This is a genomic window from Candidatus Azoamicus ciliaticola (genome assembly GCF_902860225.1).
Classification (GTDB): domain Bacteria; phylum Pseudomonadota; class Gammaproteobacteria; order UBA6186; family Azoamicaceae; genus Azoamicus; species Azoamicus ciliaticola.
On record NZ_LR794158.1, the window covers coordinates 46,370 to 68,690 of the forward strand.

Annotated in this window: 23 protein-coding genes; 21 read left to right on the plus strand and 2 right to left on the minus strand. The window is 26.1% G+C overall.

Annotated elements, in window-relative coordinates:
- Window positions 1–10 precede the first annotated feature (10 nt).
- The 21 genes from ESZ_RS00270 to ESZ_RS00370 all read left to right on the plus strand — a co-directional run bounded on the left by ESZ_RS00270 (window position 11) and on the right by ESZ_RS00370 (window position 21,312).
- Entirely contained in the window at window positions 11–640 is a 630-nt protein-coding gene (locus ESZ_RS00270; protein WP_176604811.1) for a c-type cytochrome, read from the plus strand.
- A 90-nt stretch (window positions 641–730) separates the two neighbouring features.
- Window positions 731–2,041 carry an MFS transporter gene (locus ESZ_RS00275; RefSeq protein ID WP_176604812.1) on the plus strand — a complete coding sequence of 437 codons (1,311 nt, stop codon included), beginning with the start codon at window positions 731–733 and terminating at the stop codon, window positions 2,039–2,041.
- Window positions 2,042–2,069: 28 nt separating this feature from the next.
- On the plus strand, window positions 2,070–5,831 hold the full coding sequence (locus ESZ_RS00280) for a nitrate reductase subunit alpha (protein ID WP_176604813.1): 3,762 nt from the start codon (window positions 2,070–2,072) through the stop codon (window positions 5,829–5,831).
- Window positions 5,828–7,336: a nitrate reductase subunit beta gene (gene narH, locus ESZ_RS00285; protein ID WP_176604814.1), complete on the plus strand. Its 1,509-nt coding sequence runs from the start codon at window positions 5,828–5,830 to the stop codon at window positions 7,334–7,336. The genes ESZ_RS00280 and narH overlap by 4 nt, the downstream gene beginning before the upstream one ends.
- A gap of 2 nt (window positions 7,337–7,338) precedes the next feature.
- Window positions 7,339–7,941 (plus strand): nitrate reductase molybdenum cofactor assembly chaperone, encoded by a 603-nt coding sequence (gene narJ / locus ESZ_RS00290; RefSeq protein WP_197923034.1) that lies wholly within the window; start codon window positions 7,339–7,341, stop codon window positions 7,939–7,941.
- Between the two features lie 23 nt (window positions 7,942–7,964).
- Entirely contained in the window at window positions 7,965–8,648 is a 684-nt protein-coding gene (gene narI, locus ESZ_RS00295; protein ID WP_176604815.1) for a respiratory nitrate reductase subunit gamma, read from the plus strand.
- 12 nt (window positions 8,649–8,660) lie between these two features.
- Window positions 8,661–9,926 carry an MFS transporter gene (locus ESZ_RS00300; RefSeq protein WP_242012206.1) on the plus strand — a complete coding sequence of 422 codons (1,266 nt, stop codon included), beginning with the start codon at window positions 8,661–8,663 and terminating at the stop codon, window positions 9,924–9,926.
- A complete protein-coding gene (locus ESZ_RS00305) occupies window positions 9,923–10,897 on the plus strand; it encodes a radical SAM protein (protein WP_176604816.1) in 975 nt (324 codons plus the stop codon). The genes ESZ_RS00300 and ESZ_RS00305 overlap by 4 nt, the downstream gene beginning before the upstream one ends.
- 19 nt (window positions 10,898–10,916) lie before the next feature.
- Window positions 10,917–11,888 carry a cyclic pyranopterin monophosphate synthase MoaC gene (locus tag ESZ_RS00310; RefSeq protein ID WP_176604817.1) on the plus strand — a complete coding sequence of 324 codons (972 nt, stop codon included), beginning with the start codon at window positions 10,917–10,919 and terminating at the stop codon, window positions 11,886–11,888.
- Window positions 11,885–13,126 (plus strand): molybdopterin-binding protein, encoded by a 1,242-nt coding sequence (locus ESZ_RS00315; RefSeq protein ID WP_176604818.1) that lies wholly within the window; start codon window positions 11,885–11,887, stop codon window positions 13,124–13,126. The genes ESZ_RS00310 and ESZ_RS00315 overlap by 4 nt, the downstream gene beginning before the upstream one ends.
- Window positions 13,127–13,137: 11 nt before the next feature.
- Window positions 13,138–13,398: a MoaD/ThiS family protein gene (locus ESZ_RS00320; RefSeq protein WP_176604819.1), complete on the plus strand. Its 261-nt coding sequence runs from the start codon at window positions 13,138–13,140 to the stop codon at window positions 13,396–13,398.
- 2 nt (window positions 13,399–13,400) lie between these two features.
- On the plus strand, window positions 13,401–13,820 hold the full coding sequence (locus tag ESZ_RS00325) for a molybdenum cofactor biosynthesis protein MoaE (protein WP_176604820.1): 420 nt from the start codon (window positions 13,401–13,403) through the stop codon (window positions 13,818–13,820).
- A 10-nt stretch (window positions 13,821–13,830) separates the two neighbouring features.
- Entirely contained in the window at window positions 13,831–14,391 is a 561-nt protein-coding gene (locus ESZ_RS00330) for an NTP transferase domain-containing protein (protein ID WP_176604821.1), read from the plus strand.
- A 7-nt stretch (window positions 14,392–14,398) separates the two neighbouring features.
- The gene (gene ruvX / locus ESZ_RS00335) at window positions 14,399–14,812 is read left to right on the plus strand and encodes a Holliday junction resolvase RuvX (RefSeq protein ID WP_176604822.1); all 414 of its coding nucleotides are present in this window, start codon (window positions 14,399–14,401) and stop codon (window positions 14,810–14,812) included.
- Window positions 14,813–14,818: 6 nt separating this feature from the next.
- Window positions 14,819–16,897, plus strand: coding sequence for a sodium-translocating pyrophosphatase (locus tag ESZ_RS00340; RefSeq protein ID WP_176604823.1), 2,079 nt, complete (start codon window positions 14,819–14,821; stop codon window positions 16,895–16,897).
- On the plus strand, window positions 16,894–17,685 hold the full coding sequence (locus tag ESZ_RS00345; protein WP_176604824.1) for a tRNA (adenosine(37)-N6)-dimethylallyltransferase: 792 nt from the start codon (window positions 16,894–16,896) through the stop codon (window positions 17,683–17,685). Before ESZ_RS00340 ends, ESZ_RS00345 begins: the two co-directional genes overlap by 4 nt.
- Before the next feature lie 21 nt (window positions 17,686–17,706).
- A complete protein-coding gene (gene hflK / locus ESZ_RS00350) occupies window positions 17,707–18,654 on the plus strand; it encodes an FtsH protease activity modulator HflK (RefSeq protein WP_176604825.1) in 948 nt (315 codons plus the stop codon).
- Between the two features lie 13 nt (window positions 18,655–18,667).
- Window positions 18,668–19,540 carry a protease modulator HflC gene (hflC, locus tag ESZ_RS00355; RefSeq protein ID WP_176604826.1) on the plus strand — a complete coding sequence of 291 codons (873 nt, stop codon included), beginning with the start codon at window positions 18,668–18,670 and terminating at the stop codon, window positions 19,538–19,540.
- Between the two features lie 4 nt (window positions 19,541–19,544).
- Window positions 19,545–20,111 (plus strand): elongation factor P, encoded by a 567-nt coding sequence (gene efp / locus ESZ_RS00360; RefSeq protein ID WP_176604827.1) that lies wholly within the window; start codon window positions 19,545–19,547, stop codon window positions 20,109–20,111.
- Window positions 20,112–20,113: 2 nt separating this feature from the next.
- A complete protein-coding gene (locus ESZ_RS00365; protein ID WP_176604828.1) occupies window positions 20,114–20,566 on the plus strand; it encodes a tRNA (adenosine(37)-N6)-threonylcarbamoyltransferase complex ATPase subunit type 1 TsaE in 453 nt (150 codons plus the stop codon).
- The gene (locus ESZ_RS00370; RefSeq protein WP_176604829.1) at window positions 20,563–21,312 is read left to right on the plus strand and encodes a P-loop NTPase; all 750 of its coding nucleotides are present in this window, start codon (window positions 20,563–20,565) and stop codon (window positions 21,310–21,312) included. Before ESZ_RS00365 ends, ESZ_RS00370 begins: the two co-directional genes overlap by 4 nt.
- Here the strand turns inward: ESZ_RS00370 and truB are convergent.
- Together truB and ESZ_RS00380 are read right to left on the minus strand one after the other, a co-directional pair.
- On the minus strand, window positions 21,309–21,971 hold the full coding sequence (gene truB / locus ESZ_RS00375; protein WP_176604830.1) for a tRNA pseudouridine(55) synthase TruB: 663 nt from the start codon (window positions 21,969–21,971) through the stop codon (window positions 21,309–21,311). The two genes, ESZ_RS00370 and truB, sit on opposite strands and share 4 nt — an antisense overlap.
- Window positions 21,958–22,281 (minus strand): ribosome-binding factor A, encoded by a 324-nt coding sequence (locus ESZ_RS00380; RefSeq protein ID WP_176604831.1) that lies wholly within the window; start codon window positions 22,279–22,281, stop codon window positions 21,958–21,960. Before ESZ_RS00380 ends, truB begins: the two co-directional genes overlap by 14 nt.
- Window positions 22,282–22,321: the final 40 nt, after the last annotated feature.

The following is a 22,321-nucleotide window of genomic DNA, read 5'->3' on the forward strand; positions in this document are numbered from 1 at the left end:
TTTTTATATTATGAGTCTAGTAAATTTTTGTAAAAATTTTTTGTTTTTTAGTTTATTTTTTATTTTATTTTTAAATACTTCTTTTGCTGTAGATTCAGCAACTTCTTCTAAGCTTAGCAGATGTATTACTTGTCATACTATGTCTGGAAATAGTATTGTACCTATTTGGCCTAAAATAGCTGAACAACATTTTGATTATGTTATTAAGCAATTAATGGAATTTAAAAAAGGTAAAGATGGAAATAGATTTGATCCTAATATGTTTGCTATGTTACAAGGTATTAGTGAAAATGAATTAGTTGAGTTAGCAGAACATTTTTCAAAACAACCATTGGAAAAGAGCAAAGGTATTCCTAATTCAGTTAGATTTGAACTAGGTAAAAAAATTTATTTTTATGGTGATTCTAGTAATAAAGTTACTGGATGCGTTGGTTGTCATGGCATAGATGGAAATGGAAATAAATTGGCAAAGTTTCCTATTTTAAAATGGCAACATAAAGATTATTTGGTTACTCAAATGAAAAAATTTAGATCTGGAGAAAGATCAAATGATTTTAATGGTATAATGCGCGATATATCTAGTTGTATGACAGATGATCAAATGGTTGCTGTTGCTGAATATATTTCTTATATTGAATAGTTTTACTGCTGAATGTAGTTTTTTATTGTATTGATTTTTTTGTATTTTTGAAGTAAACTTTTATCAAATTTTTTTGATGAGGTTTGCTTTATGAGTCATTATTTAAGCGATTGGAATCCTGAAGATATTTCTTATTGGAATTCTAAGGGAAAGTATGTCGCTAATAGGAATTTAATTGTATCTATTCCTTGTTTATTGTTAGCTTTTGCTGTTTGGTTTATTTGGTCAGCTGTAGCTGTTAATTTAAATAGTGTTGGGTTTAGTTTTACTACTGATCAATTATTTACTTTGGCAGCTGTGCCTGGGTTAACCGGTGCAACTTTACGTGTTTTTTATTCTTTTTCTGTACCTGTTTTTGGTGGTAAAAATTGGACTGTTTTTTCAACTGCTACTTTATTAATTCCAGCTTTAGGTATAGGGCATGCTGTTCAGGACGTTAATACTTCATATCACACTATGTTAACGTTAGCTGCTTTTTGTGGATTTGGTGGGGGTAATTTTTCTTCATCTATGTCTAATATTAGTTTCTTTTTTCCTAAGAGATATCAAGGTACTGCTTTAGGGTTAAATGCTGGATTAGGAAATTTAGGTGTTAGTGCTTTACAATTTTTAGTACCTGTTGTTATTGGCTTTGGTTTTTTTGAAATTTTAACAGGAGCCCCTCAAAAAATAATTTTAAATGATGGCTCTATTAAATTTATTTGGTTGCAAAATGCTGCGTATATTTGGATTATACCAGTTATTTTATCTACTGTTGCAGCATTATTTTTTATGGATAATCTACCTACTGTAAAAAGTTCTTTATCAAGTCAATTAGTTATTTTTAAAAGAAAACATATGTATTTAACAACATGGTTATATGTTATGTCTTTCGGTTCTTTCATTGGTTATTCAGCAGCTTTTCCTTTGTTAATAAAAACACAATTTCCTGGAGTTAATCCTTTAGCTTATGCATTTTTAGGGCCAATGTGTGGAGCTCTTATACGCCCTATTGGTGGGTGGGTATCTGATAAAGTTAAGAGCGGAGCTTTAGTTACTTTTATAGATTTATTTGTTATGATAGTTTGTGTTTTTGGTGTTTTATTTTTTATTGATAACAAGAATTTTTTGGGTTTTTTCATTTGTTTTATTTTATTGTTTATTACCACTGGAATTGCAAATGGATCTGTTTTTCAGATGATTCCTATGATTTTTATACCTAAGGAATCCGCCTCTGTTTTAGGATTTAGTGCTGCTATTGCTGCTTATGGAGCTTTTTTAATTCCTAAATCTTTTGGATGGTCAATACAGATGACTGGAACTCCAAATATTGCAATGTATTTTTTTGTTATTTATTACTTTTCATGTATTTTAATTACTTGGTGGTATTATTTAAGATCTAATGCTGAAGTAAAATGTTAAATTTTTTATACGTAAAAGGAGAAAAAATATGAGTCATATTTTTTCACGTCTTAATTTTTTAAAGAAGATTGATAGTTTTTTTTCTGATAAACATGGTATTGTTACTACTGAAGATAGAACTTGGGAAGAAGCTTATAGGAAGCGTTGGCAACATGATAAGATAGTTAGATCTACGCATGGTGTTAATTGTACTGGATCTTGTAGTTGGAAAATTTATGTTAAAAATGGTATTATAACTTGGGAAACTCAGCAAACTGATTACCCTAGAACTAGACCTGATTTACCAAATCATGAACCTCGTGGATGTCAAAGAGGCGCAAGCTATTCTTGGTATATTTATAGTTCTGCAAGATTGAAGTATCCTTTAATTAGAAGTAGTCTTTTAAATTTGTGGAAAAATGCTAAAATGGAGTTTAAAAATCCTATTGAAGCATGGTCATCTATACAGAAAGATGATTCTAAATCTTTGCAATATAAGTCTGATAGAGGAAAGGGTGGGTTTGTTAGAATTTCTTGGGATGATATCAATGAATTAATTGTATCTGCTAATATTTATACTATAAAAACTTATGGTCCTGATAGAGTTTTTGGTTTTTCTCCTATTCCTGCTATGTCTATGGTTTCTTATGCTGCTGGTTCTAGATATTTGTCTTTAATTGGCGGTGTTTGTTTAAGTTTTTATGATTGGTATTGTGACTTACCACCTAGTTCTCCACAAACTTGGGGAGAACAAACTGACGTTCCTGAGAGTGCTGATTGGTATAATTCTAATTTCATTATTCTTTGGGGTGCTAATGTTCCACAAACAAGAACTCCAGATGCGCATTTTTTCACAGAGGTTCAATATAAAGGAGCTAAGACCATTTCTATTTCACCTGATTATAATGAGGGCTCTAAGTTATGCGATCTTTGGTTACCTGTTAAGCAAGGAACTGATACAGCTTTTTCAATGGCGATGGGTCATGTTATTTTAAAAGAGTTTTATTTATCTTCAGAAAATAAAAGCAATTATTTTATAGATTATGCAAAATCTTATACAGATATGCCTTATTTAGTAATCATGGATAAATTTGAAGAAAATTTTGTTCCAGGAAGATATTTGCGTGCATCTGATTTAAATGAATTTTCTAAAGAAAAAAATTCTGAATGGAAGCCTTTAGTTTATGATGTTATCAAAAAAAATGTAGTTGTTCCTAGTGGGTCTGTTGGATCTAGATGGGATGGCAGCAAAATGTGGAACTTGAAATCTATAGATGTTATTAATAAATTTGATATATCACCTTTGTTATCCTTTATAGATAATTATGATTCTATATTGCCAGTTGGATTTCCATATTATGGCGGTGAAAATCATAAACATACGTATTTTAAAAATACTAATCATAATAATGTTTTATTTAGACACGTGCCTGTAAAAAAAATTGTATGTAATGGTAATGTTATTTTTATTTCTACAGTTTTTGATTTATTAGTAGCTAATTATGGTATAGATCGTGGTTTAGGTGGAAAAAATATTGCTTTAAGTTATAATGATGATATTCCATATACTCCTTTTTGGCAAGAGCATATAACTGGTGTAAAAAAAGAAGATGTTATAGGTTTAGCCATGCAGTTTGCTCAAAATGCTGAAAAAACATCTGGTAAAAGTATGATAATCACTGGGGCTGGAATGAATCATTGGTATCATATGGACATGAATTATAGAGGTATAATAAATATTTTAATTATGTGTGGTTGCATAGGAGTAACTGGTGGTGGATGGGCACATTATGTAGGACAAGAAAAACTAAGACCACTTGCTGGATGGTTACCTTTGGCATTTTCTTTAGATTGGAAGCGGCCTCCAAGATTAATGAATGGAACATCTTTTTTTTATATACACACTTCTCAATGGAAATATGAAAAATTAACTCTCAATGAGCTGTTGTCTCCAGTTTCTTTGAATAAAAATAAGTGGGCTAATTCTACTATAATAGATTGTAATGTTATATCCGAGAGATTAGGTTGGTTACCATCTGCTCCACAATTTAATATTAATCCATTAACTTTATTTAATGATGCCAAAAAGCAAGGGTTGGATGTAATTAAGTATACTATTGAGTTATTGAAATCTGGAAAAATAGGTTTTTCTTCAGAAGATCCAGATAATCCAGTTAATTTTCCAAGAAATTTGTTTGTTTGGCGTTCAAATTTATTAGGTGCTAGTGGAAAGGGGCATGAATATTTTTTAAAATTTTTATTAGGTATTGATAGCGCTGTCAGTGGAGATGATTCAGTTAAATCAGGTTATTCTAAACCCAAATATGTTGTATGGAATGAAAACCAAGTTTGTGGTAAATTAGATTTATTGATAAATATAGATTTTCGTGTGTCTACAACTGGTTTGTATTCAGATATAATACTACCTACGGCTTCTTGGTATGAAAAAGATGATTTAAATACATCAGACATGCATCCATTTATTCATCCTTTATCTGCTGCTATAGACCCAGTTTGGGAAACAAGAACTGATTGGGAAATTTATAAGGGTTTTGCTAGAACATTTACAGATGTTGTAAATAATTATAAGTGTTTTGATTTAATAGAAAAAGATGTTGTTTTAACCCCACTTATGCATGATTCTCCAGGTGAAATGGGACAATCTTTAGATGTGAAAGATTGGAAATTAAATGAAGTTGATTTAATTCCTGGTAAAACTATGCAAAATATTACATGTGTTGAAAGAGATTATTATTCTATTTATGAGCAATTTACATCTTTAGGTCCTTTAATGAAGAAATTTGGAAATATGTGTAAAGGTATTGCTTGGAATACTTCTCATGAAGTAGACTTAATTGGGTTGCATAATGGCATTAATATTGATAATGGGTTTCCAAATATAAAGTCCGGAATAGATGCTTGTGAAGTTATTTTATTTTTAGCTCCAGAAACGAATGGAGAGGTTGCTTTGAAATCTTGGCAATCTTTAGGTAATTGTACTGGATTGGATCATACTCATTTGGCATTAGATAGAGCAGCTGAAAAAATACGTTTTAGAGATGTTCAAGCTCAACCTAGAAAAATTATAACATCTCCTATTTGGAGTGGTATTGAATCTGAACATGTTTCGTATAATTCTGGTTATACTAATGTAAATGAATTCATACCTTGGAGAACTATAACTGGTAGACAACAATATTATCAAGATCACGTTTGGATGAGAGATTTCGGCGAAAGTTTATGTGTTTATAAACCACCTATTGATACAAAAACTGTAGAAATGTATTTAGATGATAATTCTAAGGATAATGGTTATAAAAAAGTTGCGCTTAATTTTATAACTCCGCATCAAAAATGGGGTATACATAGCACATACTCTGATAATTTATTGATGTTAACTCTTAATAGGGGTGGTCCTGTAGTTTGGATTAGTGAAATAGATGCTAAAAAAATTGGTGTTGTAGATAATGATTGGATAGAAGCTTATAACCTTAATGGAGTTATTGTGGCCAGAGCAGTTGTAAGTCAAAGAGTTCCAGAAGGAATGAGTTTAATGTATCACGCTCAAGAAAAAATTATTAATGTACCGTTATCTGAATTTAGTGGTCTTAGAGGTGGTATACATAATTCTGTAACTAGAGTTTCTTTAAAACCTACTCATATGATAGGTGGATATGCTCAGTTGGCTTATGGGTTTAATTATTATGGTACGGTCGGTTCTAATAGAGATGAATTTATTGTTGTTAGAAAATTATCTAATGTTAAATGGGGATATGATAACACTTTGTATGATAAGGAGGTTTTGCAATGAAAGTTCGTGCTCATGTAGGTATGATTCTTAATTTAGATAAATGTATAGGTTGTCATACATGTTCTGTTACTTGTAAGAATGTTTGGACATCTAGAAAAGGTGTTGAATATGTTTGGTTTAATAACGTTGAAACTAAACCTGGGGTTGGATATCCAAATAATTGGGAATCTCAAAAAAAATGGAATGGTGGTTGGAAAATTAATGATGATGGTGATTTAGAGCCTAGATTGGGAAGTAAAATAAATATTTTTTTAAAACTTTTTGCAAATCCAGATTTACCTGTTATAGATGATTATTATGAGCCATTTACATTTAATTATAGCTGTTTACAAAGTTCTGAAAAGTTTTTGTATGCGCCATCAGCACGCGCCGTTTCTGTTTTGACTGGTAAATATTTAGATAAAATAAAATCTGGTCCAAATTGGGAAGAAATTTTGGGCGGCGAGTTTTCTAAAAGAAGTATGGATTATAATTTTGATGGCATTAATAAGGATATTTATGGGGAATTTAAAAATACTTTCATGTTTTATTTGCCAAGATTATGCGAACATTGTTTAAATCCTGCGTGTGTTGCTGTTTGTCCTTCTGGAGCTATTTATAAAAGAGAAGAGGATGGAATAGTTTTAGTAGATCAAAATAGATGTCGTGGTTGGAGAATGTGTGTTAGTGCATGCCCTTATAAAAAGGTTTATTATAATTGGCATTCTGGTAAATCTGAAAAATGTATTTTTTGTTATCCACGTATAGAATCTGGCGAAACAACTGTTTGTTCTGAAACTTGTGTTGGTAGAATTAGATCAGTTGGAGTTATTTTATATGATGCAGATAAAATAAAATCCGTAGCTTTGACAGAGGATGTTCAAGATTTATATGAAAATCAATTAAAAATTTTTTTAGATCCTAATGATAAGTCTGTTATTGAAGCAGCGTTATCTCAAGGCATTTCTTTAAATTGGATAAAGGCAGCACAAAATTCACCTATTTATAAAATGGCTGTTGAATGGAAAATTGCATTACCATTACATCCAGAATATAGAACTTTACCTATGGTTTGGTATATTCCGCCATTAAATCCTATTCAAAATTCTATTAATTCTTTTAAAAATAGTATAAATGGTATTTTACCAGATATTAGTGATTTAAGAATTCCTGTTAGATATTTAGCAAATATGTTAAGTGGTGGAAATGAATTTGTTGTTATTAGATCTTTAAAAAGAATGTTGGCAATGAAAGCATATATGCGATTTAAATTGGTTGATGGCTTTATAAATTCTGATGTTTTAGATTATAGTGGATTAAATAAAATACAGATTGAAGAGATGTATAGATATATGGCCATAGCAAATTATGAAGATAGATTTGTTATACCTACAGCCAGACGTGATTATTTGAGTGATGCATTCGCATATAGAAGTGGATGTGGATTTAATACAGGAAATGTTGAATCTGAATATTTAAATACATCTAGAGATTGTAAGGGTAAAAATTTATTTGGTGGTGTTTAATTTTGATAAAAATTAAAACTTATAAAGTTTTTTCTACTATGTTATTATATCCTGATTATGAATTTAAACATAATATTAAATTAGCTGGCAATATTCTTTTTGAAGAATCTGTTTTAAAAGATAAATATATAAATATGATTTTATCTTTTATTGATTATATTGATAAAAATGATTTATTGTTTTTGCAAGAAGAGTATGTTTCTTTGTTTGATAGGCAAAAACAATTTTCATTGTATTTGTTTGAACATATTCATGGGGATTCTAGAGATAGAGGTATGGCTATGATTGATTTGAAAAATTTATATAAAACTTCAAATTTTGATATGCCTTTAGGTGGTGAATTGCCAGATTATATTCCTGTTTTTTTGGAATATCTATCGGTATTGTCGCTTGATAAATCTTCTATTTTATTGGGAGAGGTTATTAATATTATAGCTATACTTGGATATAGATTAAAGTTTATAAATAATATTTATTATAATTTATTTTGTTCATTAGAATCTTTATCTGCTATAAAATCTGATAATGATGTAGTTGAAAAAGCTGTTTCTAATAATTCTTTTTATTCGATTAATAAAGATTTAGACGATACAAGAATTTTTTAATTTTTGTTTAATTAGGAGTTATAATGTCTTTTTTTAATATATTTATATTTTCTTATTTTCCCTATATTGCTATTTTTATTTTTATTTTAGGGTCAATTTTTAGATATGAAAACAATCAATATTCTTGGAAAAGTAGTTCTAGTCAGTTATTAAATAATAAATTATTCTTTTTTAGTAGTAACTGTTTTCATTTTGGCATATTATTTCTTATGTGTGGGCATTTTTTTGGTTTATTGACGCCACATTTTATATATTCAAAATTTATTACTGCAGATCATAAGCAACTATTAGCTATGGTTTCTGGAGGTATAGCTGGAATTGTTTGTTTTTTTGGATTAACATTATTAATATATAGACGTATGTCTGACGATAGAGTTAGTACTAATAGTAATTTTTCTGATATGTATGTTTTATTTTTGTTGTACATCCAATTATTATTAGGATTATTTTCTATTTTTATTTCTTATTCTCATATTGATAATCCTAGTACGATGATAGCATTAGCGAATTGGGTACAAGGTATCTTTACTTTTTCACCTAATTTACATTTATATGTTATATCAGAACATTTTATTTTTAAAGCACATTTATTTTTTGGTATGCTTATATTAGTTATATTTCCTTTTACAAGATTAGTACATATATTTAGTTTCCCTTATTTATATTTTTTAAGAACTGGTTATCAGATAGTTAGAATTTTAAGATAAAAAAGGTTATTAATGTCTGAAATTAATAGTACTTATATGAATGTAAGTAAAAAAGATATGGTAAGAGCTTTAGTTTTAAGTACTGGAGCTTTTACTTTTTGTTTTTCTGTTTGGACAATTTTTTCTATTATAGGAATAAGAATAAAATATGAGCTGGGATTAAACGATACACAATTTGGTTTTTTAGTTGCTACGCCAATTTTAACTGGCTCTTTATGTAGGCTTTTTTTAGGTATATGGGCTGATTTATATGGTGGTAGAGCTATATTTACTATTTTGATGCTTTTTTCTTCAATGTCTTTATATTTTTTAACTTATGCTAATGATTATTATCAGTGTATTATAGCTGCTTTAGGTATAGGTTTTGCAGGTGGTGGTTTTGCAGTTGGAGTAGCATATGTTTCTAGATGGTATCCTAAAAATTTACAAGGTACTGCTTTAGGTATATTTGGTATGGGTAATTTTGGAGCTGCTATAACAAATTTTGGAGCGCCATTTTTATTATTTTTGGGTTGGCATGGTGTTGCTAAAGTTTACTCCATTTTATTTTGTATTATTGCTATTTTATTTTATATTTTTTCTAAAGATGATCCATATACACAACATAGGCGTTTGCATGGTGGTTCAAAGTCTAATTTTTCAGAACAATTAAAGCCACTTAAAAATATTCAAGTTTGGCGTTTTTCTTTTTATTATTTTTTTGTTTTTGGAGCTTTTGTTGCGTTAGCTTTGTGGTTGCCTAGATATTATATAGGTGTATATGGGGTCGATATAAAAACAGCAGGCATGCTAACTGCTTTTTATTCTTTCCCTGGAAGCATTTTTAGAGCTTTGGGAGGAGTATTATCAGACACAATGGGTGCTAGAAAAGTTATGTACATTACTTACATTGGATCATTATTTTGTTTATTTTTTATGTCTTATCCAGCAACAAATTATATAATTCAAGGTGTTTCAGGTGATATAGTTTTTAGTTTTAAAATTGCTGTTATACCTTTTGTTATTTTGAGTTTTTTGTTAGGATTTTTTATGTCTTTGGGCAAAGCTGCTATTTATAAACATATACCTGTTTATTATCCCGATAATGTTGGATCAGTTGGAGGTATTGTAGGGTTGATAGGTGGTTTAGGTGGATTTTGTTGTCCCATTATTTTTGGTTTTTTGAATGATATATTAGGTATTTGGACAAGTTGTTTTATGTTATTATTTTTAATTACTTTTATATCTTTATTTTGGATGCATCATTCTGTTTCAAACTTAGATAAAAATAAACAATGATTGATTTAAGAGATAGTTATAATAGAGTTTTTTATTATTTACGTTTATCTATTACAGATTTATGTAATTTTAATTGCAAATATTGTATACCTGATTTTAATAAATCTAATGACAAAAGTTATTTATCTTTAGATGAAATTTTTAATTTGATATCTGCTTTTTCAACTTTAGGGATATCTAAAATCAGGCTTACTGGTGGTGAGCCTACTGTTAGAAAGGATTTTTTAGATATAGGTAGAGTTATTTCTAGTTTTTCTTCTATAAATTCTTTAGTTTTCACAACTAATGGTTATAAATTAGATAAATTAGCTAAATATCTTAAACCATCTGGGTTTACTGGAGTGAATGTTAGTTTAGATTCTTTAAATAAAAATAAATTTTTTGTTATAACAAATAAGAATTATTTTGATACTGTTATTTCTGGTATTTTTTCATGCTTAGATTATGGAATAGATGTTAAAATAAATGTCGTATTGTCTAATTTTTTTTCTTTTTTTGATTTTGAAAATTTTTATTCTTTGTTAAAATATAAAAACTTAACCATTAGATTTATAGATCAAATGGAAACTTTGTCTGTCAAGAGAAAAGATGATTTTTATTTTAGTTCTTTTTATTTAATATCATTTTTAAATAGGAATGGATGGATTAAAGATAAAATAAAAGATAAAATATCAGGCCCAGCTGTTATTTTTTCTAACCCAAATTTTTTAGGTAAGATTGGTTTTATTAGTCCTTATTCTAATGCTTTTTGTAAGGATTGCAATAGATTAAGAGTATCTTCTTTTGGGGATTTATTTTTATGTTTATTTGGAGGAGAATCCTATTCTCTTAGAGAATTTTTAGATTCTTCAGAAAAGAAAAATGATTTAATTAATTTTTTATTAGAAAAAGTAAAAATTAAGAAAAAGTCTCACTTTTTGCATGACAAAAATTTTGGCATTTTAAAAACTTTTTCTTATATAGGTGGTTAATTGTAATTTGGAATGAGTTATGTCTTATTATAAAATTATTGACATCAGTGCTAAAAAAATTTCTTATAGACGAGCATGTGTTTTTGGATCCATTTATGTTGGAGAAGATGTATGTTTTCGTATTAAAAATGGTCTTATTGAAAAGGGAAATCCGCTCATTTTAGCTGAGATAGCTGGCATTAATTCAATAAAACATACTTCAAATTTTATTATGCTTTGTCATCCTATAAATATAGAAAATGCTTTTTTAAATGTTTTTATTGATGATGATTCTTATAGTATTTTTGTTTATTCTTTTGTTTTTGCACATGCTAAAACTGGTGTTGAAATGGAAGCTATGGTTGGTGCTGTAACAGCACTTTTAACTGTTTATGATCTTACTAAAAAATTCAGTCCTTTAAGCTATATTAATGACGTTAAATTGTTGTTTAAAGATGGCGGTGAAAATCCTATTGGATCTTTAGATAATTTACCATTGCAATTTCAAAAATATTTTTTAAATAAAAAATTTGTATTTTCTAACATAAGTGTATTTTTAATAACTATCAGCGATAGAGCTAGTTTTGGTAGATATGATGATGTTTCTGGAAAGGTTTTATCAGATTTTTTTGTTGCTAATTCTTGTTTTAATATAACTAGTATTATTTTACCGGATGATAAATTTATTTTATTAAATGTCATTAAAAATTATATAGATAATTATTTACCTGATATTGTTATTACTTCTGGTGGTACAGGTATATCTTCTAGAGATATTACTTTTGATGTTATTAGTAATTTTTGTCAAAAAATAGTTCCTGGTATAGGTGAATTTTTACGTGTTAATGGTTCTTTTTATTCAAGTAATTCTTGGTTAAGTAGATCTGTTGGTGGCATTTATAATAAAACATTAATAGTATCTTTACCTGGTAAACCATCTGCTGTCTTAGAAAGTTTGCATTCTTTGGGGGATTTATTACTTCATGCAGTGTCTACAATTAAAGAATTATGATAAGTTATTTTTCTTCTTTATCTTTTATATTTAATAATATAATAAAATCTGTTTTTTTAAAAAAGATTGGTATTTGTAAGTTAGATTGTTGTGTTTTTGAAGTTAGTTACTTTGATTGTTTTTCTTTCAAAAATATACCAAATTATAATACTTCAGCTATGGATGGATATGCATTAGTTTTTAGTAAAATTAGATATAATTTTGATTTTGTTTATAATAGATTTTTTATTATTGATTTAATAAAAGCTGGTGATTTTACTTCATCTGTTTTTTTTGATGGAGATTATGTTGTAGAAATTATGACTGGTGCAAGAATACCTGAATTTTTTGATACTGTTGTTAGATTAGAGGATGTTAGTTTAGATTTTAATAATCCATTTGAAATTGTTTTTGAAAAAGTTTTATTTTTTGGTGAAAATGTTAGAATTTTTGGAGATGATTTTAAAATTGGTAGTTTTATTATTAGAAAGGGTAGTATTTTTGAGTTAAAAAATTATGTTTCTACTTCTACATTTGGTTTGAAAAATTTGTTTTTTTTAAGTAAAATTAAAGTATATTTAATTTGTACAGGAAATGAAATTATAGATTCATTTAATTTAGATTATAATAATAATTTTATTAATAATTCTTTATATACCTATTTTTTATCTTTTTTTAAAAGAATTTCAATTGATGTATCTTATTATGGTATTAGTTTGGATTTAAAAAATGATTTAAAATTTAAGATATATAATTTAATTAATAAAGACGAGATTAGTTTAATTGTTACTACAGGTGCTGTTTCTAAGGGGAAAGCTGATATTATTCCATCAATTTTATCTGAACTTAATATTGATATTATTTTTCATGGAGTTTTCATAAAACCTGGCAAGCCTATTTTATTTGCAAATTATTTAAATAAACATTATTTTTTTTGTTTGCCAGGAAATCCAATTTCTTCTATTATTGGATTGAGATTTTTTGTTTATCCTTTTATTCGTTATATTATGGGTGATGTTTTAGAAAGTCCTTTAAAAGCGTTTTTAGAGGAAGATTATGTTTTAAAACGTACTGTTGATTTATTTTTAAAATCTTTTGTATTTTTTTATAAAAATAATTTTCATGTTAGAATAATGGAAGATCAACAATCTTTTAAAGTTAAGTCTTTTGTAGAATCAAATTCTTTTGTTTTTTTAAGGTTATGTGATAGTTCAAAAAAAGGTGATGTTTTAAACGTTTATTTCTATGAGCCTTTTTAGGTTTTTTTATTATGATTAATGTAAATGTAAATATGATGGGGATTTTTCAAGAACATTTTTCTAAATGTTTGTCTATTAAAGTTCCCAAAGATACAACAATTATTATTTTAAGAGAAATATTAATATGTAAATTTTTTAATAAATCTTTGGATGGGTTTTCTTATCTTGTTAAAAATTCCGTTTTTTCTGATAATTGTAATATTTTAAATGATAATCATGTGTTATCTGATAATGATACTGTGTATCTTTTACCGCCTTTTTCTGGGGGATAATAATGCAAAATTGTTTTATTAAATTTTATGATTCTAAAATAGATTTTTCTTATCTTAAATTATCATATAATGTAAATGTTGGTGCGGATTTTTTTTTTATTGGAGTTATACGTAATTTTAATTTAGGTAAGCCAGTTGATAAAGTTGAATATCATGTTTTTGAGTCTTTAGCTATTTCATTATTACAGGATAAATGTAATTATTTTTTTTTGTCTAAAAATATTTTAAGTATTTATATTTTGCAACGAAAAGGGATTTTATTTGTTGGAGATGTAAATTTAATCGTTCGTGTTAGTTCTGTTGATAGGAAGAGTTCTTTCCATTGTTGTAGGTCTTTAGTTGAGTATATAAAACATTGCATTCCTATTTGGAAAAAAGAATATTATTTAGATTCTACTTACATTTGGATTAATTCTTTTTAGAAAATGATTTATGTTAAGATATTTTTGTCCTGTTATTCTTGCCGGTGGTAAGTCTTCTAGGTTTGGTATTAATAAGGTTTTTTTTAAAGTTAATAACATGTATTTTTTAGATATACGTATTAATTTTTTTTTTAAATTAGGTTTTTCTTGGGTTTATGTTAGTGGCTTTTTTAATGGATATTCTATTTTATTTGATGAATTTTTAGGTTATGGTCCATTGATTGGAATTTTTACAACTTATTCTTATCTTTTTTATAAATATTTCACTCATTTTATATTTTTCCCTGTTGATATAAATTTTTTCAGTATAAAAATTATGTTTTATATGTTTTTAAAAAGTAAGATTTTTTATTCTTATTGTTTTAATTTTTATTTTTTTCCGCTTTTGTTAGCTGTATCAGTTAATGTTTTTTATTCTTTAATTTATTTTGTTTTGTTTTTAAATTTTCATTTTTTATCAATTGCATTTTTTTTAAATTTTATTTTATTAGAAAGAATATATATTAGTAAGTTTTGTTTGAAATGCTTTTTAAATTTTAATATTTATTATAATTATTTTTTATTGATTTGAGGTAATTTTGTTTATATTGGGATTTGATTTTGGTATGCGATATGTAGGAGTAGCTGTTGGAGAAACGTTAACATTTAATACATCACCATTATTTTCCATTTTAATTAATAAATTAGATATTAAATATTTTGATATTTTTTCAATTTTGAATTTTTGGAAACCTAAGTTTATTATAATTGGTTATCCAATGAGCGAATGTTATGATAATTCTCAATTATTAGATAAAATAGATTTATTTGCATTTAAAATCAGATGTTTTTATAATGGACATGTTATTTTTATTGATGAAAATTTATCTAGTTGGAAAGCTAGACGTATTTTAAATTTTAAAAAAAATAAAGATTTTTTCACTATTAATGCTTTGTCAGCGACCATTTTAATTGAACAATGGTTTTTTGATAATGGTTTTTTAAATGTATGAGGAATTATGAATATTTATGATTTTATTATAATAATTGGTATTATTTTTTCTTTTATTTTTTCTTTATTTTTTGCCAGAAAAATTTTGATTTATCCAACGGGTAATTCAAAAATGGTAGAGATTTCTAATAATATTAAATCTTGTGCTAAGGCATATCTTAAACGTCAATATTTTACTATATTTTTTGTCAGTATTTTATTAGCTATATTTATTTATTTTTTACTTGGCAAATATTATGTTTTGGGTTTTTTTATTGGTGCTTGTTTTTCTTCATTTGTAGGATATGTTGGAATGTTAATTTCTGTTAATGCTAATGTTAGAACTGCTAATGCAGCTTATTTAGATGGGTTATCTAAAGCGTTTGATATAGCTTTTAAAGCTGGTAGTGTAACAGGGCTTTTAGTTATAGGTTTTGGTTTATTAGGTATTTTTTTATTTTATAAATTTTTATTATTTTTAGATTTAGAAATGCGCGTTATTATGCATGCTTTAATTGCTCTTGGATTAGGGGCATCTTTTATATCTGTATTTGCTAGATTAGGTGGAGGGATTTTTACTAAAGGTGCTGATATAGGCGCTGATTTAGTTGGTAAACTTGAAATAGGCATACCTGAAGATGACCCTAGAAATCCTGCAGTTATAGCAGATAATGTAGGAGATAATGTAGGAGATTGCGCTGGTATGGCAGCAGATTTGTATGAAACTTACTGTGTTACAATAATAGCGTCAATGGTTTTATTATTTATTTTAAGTGATGAATCTAGTAAATGTTTAATAATGTATCCTTTAATTGTTGGTTCTTTTTGTGTTTTTTCTACTATTATTGGAGTTTTATTTGTTAAGTTGTCTGATACAAAAATAATGCGTGCGTTGTATAAAAGTTTTTTATTATCAGCTTTTTTTTCATTAGTTTTTATATTTTTTTTTATTAAATTTTATATTGGATTTAATTCTGTTTTTAATTTTTCATCCATTAAGTTAACAGGTTTTAATATTTTTTGTTGTTCTATCGTTGGAATTGTTTTAACATTTTTTTTAATTTTAGTTACTGAATATTATACTTCCACAAGTTTTTACCCAGTTAGAAATATTGCTAGTGCATCCACAAAAGGACATGCTCCAAATATAATTCAAGGGTTAGCTTTTTCTATGGAATCTACTGCTTTACCAGTATTTTTTGTAATATTAGCAATTTTGATTTCTTATAGTATAGGTGGGATTATAGGTGTTTCTCTTTCTGCAGCTAGTATGGTTTCTTTATCTGGTATAATTGTAACATTAGATGCGTATGGTCCTGTAACAGATAATGCTGGAGGAATAGCAGAAATGGCAAATATGAATCATGAAGTTAGAATTATAACTGATAATTTAGATGCTGTTGGTAATACAACAAAAGCAATTACAAAAGGTTATGCTATAGGCTCTGCTGGATTAGGGTCTTTAGTTTTATTTATTACTTATACTAAAGATTTAGAATATTATTTTCCTAATTATGATTTACTTTTTTCTTTAAAAGATCCATTTGTAATAGTGGGGTTATTTTTTGGAGGAATTATACCGTATTTATTTTCTGCTTTTAGTATTAGGGCTGTTGGATATGCAGCTGGCAAAGTTGTTGATGAAGTAAGATATCAATTTCTTAATGTTCCAGGTATAATGCAAGGTTCTGTTAGACCAGATTATGAAAAAGTTATAGATTTATTAACTAAAGCTTCTATATCTGAAATGGTTTTACCAGCTACTTTTCCAGTTATATTTCCTGTTTTATTTTATTTGTTTATATATTTTATTTTCGGACAGATTAATGCATTTGTTGCTTTAGGGTCTATGATTTTAGGTATTATTATAATTGGTATATTTTTAGCAATATCTATGACATCTGGTGGCGGGGCTTGGGATAATGCAAAAAAATATATAGAAGATGGTAATTTTGGTGGCAAAGGTTCTTTTGCACATCAAGCAGCTGTTACTGGTGATATGGTTGGAGATCCGTATAAAGATACAGCAGGTCCAGCTATAAATCCTTTAATAAAAGTTGTTAGTATTATTTCGTTATTATTAATAGTTATATGTTCTAAGGTATGAATAATAAATTTTTATTTTTTTTACTTGGACCTACGTGTGTTGGAAAAACTAATTTATCCTTAAAATTATTTAATTATTTTCCATTAGAAATTATAAATATTGATTCTAGCATGATTTATAAATTTATGGATATTGGAACTGGAAAGCCATGTATTGACGTAAGAAATAAATTTCGACATCATTTAATAGATATAAAAAATCCAATGGACTCTTATTCTGTTTGGGACTTTTGTTTTGATTCTTTTAATATTATTATTGATTGTTTAAATAGGTATAAGATTCCTTTATTTGTTGGAGGAACAATGATGTATGCTTGGTATTTGCAATTTTTTTTAAAATCTTTAAATGAAGATTTTTTTTTAAATTATAAATTAACTTCCAAAATTTATTCTTTTTATAAAAAAATAAAGTTTAAAATTTCTTTTGTTAATATTTTTTTATTACCATTTAATAAAAATGTTTTTTATTGTAAAATAAAAGATAGAGTTTGGAACATGTTAGATTGTGGTTTTTTGAACGAAGTTATTTTTTTGAAATCTGAGTTTGATATAAATTTAAATTTAAATTTCAATTCTTTTAAATCTATCGGATATAAAGATTTATTATTTTATTTAAATGGTAAAATGAATTTTATTGATGCAGTTGATTCTATTATTAAAGCTACTTTTAGATTAGCCGATAATCAATTGAAATGGACAAAAAAGTTTAGTAATAATTCATTTTTTATTGAAAATAAAGAGCGGTTTTTTTTAAAAGAATGTGTTAAAATTATTAATTTGTATGTATAGCTTTTATTAAGGTTAATTTTTATGGTTTTTAAATATTTTAATTTTAATTTTTTAAGGTTTTTTCCTTATAATTATAAATATTTTATAGTAGGGCTTTTTATTATTATTTTTTTTATTTATTTTATTATTGGTTTTTATATAGTAAAGCCTGCTGAGCAAGCTGTTGTTACTAGACTTGGTAAATATAATCGTATTACCGAACAGGGTCCAAATTGGATACCATTTTTTATTGAAAAAAAACAGATAATTAACACAGAAAAGTTAGAAAGAAGTAGCCATTATGGGTCTTATATGTTAACTAAAGATGAAAATATAATAACTGCAGAAATAGAAGTTCAGTATAGAATAAGTGATGTTGAAAAGTATCTTTTTAATTTAGTTGAACCAGATAAAAGTTTGAAAGAAGCAGCTGATAGTGCTTTAAGACAAGTCGTCGGTTATTCTGATTTAGATTTTTTAATGACTTTGGGGAAAGAACAAATTGCGTCTGAAATTCATGAACAATTACAACATATATTAGATTCTTATAATTCTGGAATTTATGTTGCTGTTGTTGCTTTAAAAGATGTTAGAATACCAAATGATATAAAGAATTCATTTGATGATGTAATAAAAGCTCAAGAAGAAAAGGAACAATTAAAACATCAAGCAGAATCTTTTGCAAACAAAGTCATACCTGAAGCAAAGGGTGAGGCAGCTAGAATACTGGAAACAGCAAATGCTTATAAACAAGAAGTTATTTTTATAGCAGAAGGTGATGTTATAAAATTTAAATTGATTTTAGCTGAATATAAAAATGCACCAGAGGTAACTCGTATTAGACTTTATTTAGATACGCTTGAAACAGTTTTTTCAAGAACTAGTAAAGTTTTAGTAGATTTAAGTGGTAATAATATAATTTATTTACCTATAGATAAATTTTTACATCAAGCCGGCGACAGTACTTTTTTTACAAATAAAAGTAAATAAATGAGGTATATTTATGAGAGTTTTGTATATTATATTTTTTTTATTATTTTTAATATTAACCCCATATTCTTTCTTTACTGTTTATGAAACTGATAAAGCTTTGGTTGAGTTTTTAGGTAAACTTAAAATTGATAAATCTATTAATTCTACTAAAGTTTATAATCCTGGGTTACATTTTAAGATTCCAATGCTTGAAGAAGTCAAACCTTTTGACATGAGATTGAAAGTTTTAGATTCTCAATTTTCTAGGATTACAACTAAAGAAAAAAAAGACGTTTTAGTAGATTTTTATGTTTTGTGGCAAATAGATGATTTAGCTTTATATTACACAAGAACTGGTGGACAAAGAAATAAAGCTGAACAGTTGTTAAGACAAAAAATTTTAGCTGATTTAAAGGCAGAATTTGGTAGACATACTATTCAAGAAGTTGTTTATGGTGAAAGATTAGAATTAATGTTTAAGCTTAGAGAAGAGATAGAGAGCACTACAAAAAATATCGGAATATCCGTTATAGATGTTAGAATAAAACGTATAGATTTACCAGATGAGGTAAGAGATTCTGTTTATAATAGAATGCGTGCAGAAAGGGAAAGAGTGGCTAGTGAAATAAGAGCTAATGGTAGAGCTGACGCAGCTAGAATTCATGCATGGGCTGAAAAAGAAAAAAGAATTATAGTTGCTCATGCTTTAAGAGATGCAAAAAAAATAAAAGGTGATGGTGATGCTGTTGTTACTAAAATGTATGCTGAAGCATTTAATCTAGATAAAGAATTTTATTCTTTTTATAGAAGTTTAGATGCGTATAAAAATTCTTTTTCTAATAAATCTGATATTATCATTCTGTCTTTAGATAGTGAATTTTTCAAATTTTTTAAAAAATATTGAATTTATGATTTTTTTTAAAAGTAAAGATTTTAAAGTTGGGTTAAAGATTGAGATTAACGATGAGCCTTTTATTATAGTTGAAAATGAATTTGTTAATCCAGGAAAAGGACAAGCCTTTAATAGATTAAAATTAAAAAGTTTTATTACAGGGTTAGTTATAAGAAAAACGGTTAAATTGGGAGAAAAATTAAAATCTACTGATTTATTTGAGTTGAAAGTTAAATATTTATATTTTGATAGTAATTCCTATCATTTTATGAATGAAGATTCGTTTGAATATTATGATGTTTCTTTAGATATAATTGGTGAAACTAAAAACTGGTTAAAGGAAGGTTGCTTTTGTTTTATTGTTTTTTTGAATGATAAAATAGTTTATGTAAAACCGTCGAAATTTTCAGAATTATCTGTTTTAGAATGTGAAGACGTTAATAGTGCTTCAGTTGTATCCAAAAATTCTAAAAATGCAATTTTAGAGACTGGTGTTAATATAAAAGTTCCTTTATTTGTAAAAGTTAATGATATAGTTAAAGTTGATACAGAAGAGAAAAGTTATATATCTAGAGTTAATTAGATATGTTTAGCGCCATTTTTTTTTTTAATAATTATATGTCTTTTAATAAATTTAGTATTATTTTATCTAGATGTTATTTATTTAATACCATTATTTTTTTAGTTGGTGATTTTGGAATTGGTAAAACTTTTTTTTCTAAAGGTTTTTTAGGTAACATCTTAGATTATAATTATAATATTAGTAGTTCAAGCTTTTCTAAGGTTAATGTTTTTTTTTTAAATGATGTGTGTTTTTATCATAGTGATTTTTATGATTTCATTTCTTTTGAAGATGCTTATTCAAAGCTCTCTACATGTTTAGATGAAAAAAAAAAATTTTTATTAGTAGAATGGGGTGAAAAATTATTGCAAAAAATTATGCCTGATTTGTGTGTATATATATATGTTTATACTTTTTCATCTCGGATTATTATTATTAAATCTAAACATATTGATGTTTTAAAGTTGTTTTTATGAATATCAAATCTATTATTGGAGTTATGTCGTGTAAAGGTGGTGTTGGAAAAAGTACTATATCTGTTAATTTAGCTGTAACATTGGCTTATTTTTTTAATAAAAAAGTGGGGTTATTTGATGCTGATTTATATGGTCCAAATCATCCAAGATTATTAGGTGTGTGTGATACATATGAGTTTGATTTAAATAATAAATTTTTACAACCTGTCTCAAAATATAATTTAAGTTCTATGTCTTTTGGTTATTTTTTAAATAAAAATTCCTCTGTTTTATTAAGAGGGCCGATGATTAGTAATACTATTAAATATTTATTTGATAATACAATTTGGGGAGATTTAGATATTTTAATTATTGATTTTCCACCAGGAACAGGAGATATTTATTTAAGTTTATTAAGGGATATTAATTTTGCTTATATGATTTTGATAACCATGCCTAATTTAACATCGATAGATGATATACGAAAGTCTATTTTTATGTTAAAAAAATTTAATATTGATATAAAAATTCTTATAGAAAATATGAAATTTTTTTTGTGTAATAATTGTTATAAAGTAAATCATATTTATGGTAATAGTGAGTTTGGTAAAAATATAGCTGATGAATTTTTTATAAAAAATTTTTTTGAATTACCGTTGTTAATGGATTTAAGTGAAGCTTCAAATTTTGGAATACCTTTTGTTTTAAGCGAATTTTGTTCAAAAAAAAATTTAGATTTATTTTTAGAAATTGCTAAGATTTTTTAATTAACTTTTTCATTATTTATTATGTCTTTATAATTGTATGAATTTAAAATTGTGTATTTTTTGATTGATAAACGTGTTATTTTTAATGTACAGATTGGAGCTTTAATACATTCGCTTAACTCATTTATTATTGATCTTATATATATTCCATGTTTGCATGTTACTGTAATTATTAATATTTTTTTATTAATTTCAATCAATTTTATTTTATTAATTTTATTTTCTTTGTTTTTAATTTTCATTTTAATGTCTAATCGTGCAAATTTATATAAGTTTGTTCCATTGTGTTTTATTGAAGAAAATAAATGAGGTTTATGATATTTATTTTTTTGTATAATTTTTAATTCATGTTTTATTTTATTTTTTTGTATTTTTTTCGTATTTTTTTCGTAAAAAATAATTTTTCCATCTAAATCATCTGTTATAGATTTAATGCCTATTATTGCAATTACAATGTATTTTTTTTCATAATTTATTATTTTTGAAGCCAATTTTGTTTTTTTACCTACACATATTATTAACAGTCCTGAAGCATATGGATCTAATGTACCACAATGGCCTATTTTATTAATTTTAAATTTTTTTTTAAGTAGTTGTATTATTTTATTTGATGTTATATATTCCGATTTATTTATCAAAATTAAGTCATTTTTTTTCATTTATTTTCTGTATAATTAGTTCGTATTCTGTTGTTTTATCTAGGTGAAATTCTATTTCTGGTATTGTGTGATTTTTAATTTTTGTAGTAAGTGCATGTTTGATTTTTTTTTTATTTATATTTAGCATTTTTATTATTTCTTTTTCATTTTTTAAGCTTGATATGTATATTTTAGAATTTAAGCCATTTTTTGTTGTATCAACTGATGTAACTGTTATTAAGTTGTTATTTTCTATATTTATTAATTCTTTTATTATCGTTGATATTAATTTTTGTAGTAGTTTATTTTTTTTGTTTGATATTTTATTCATTTTTTTAATTTTAATTTTATTAAATTTTTTTTTTAATTAT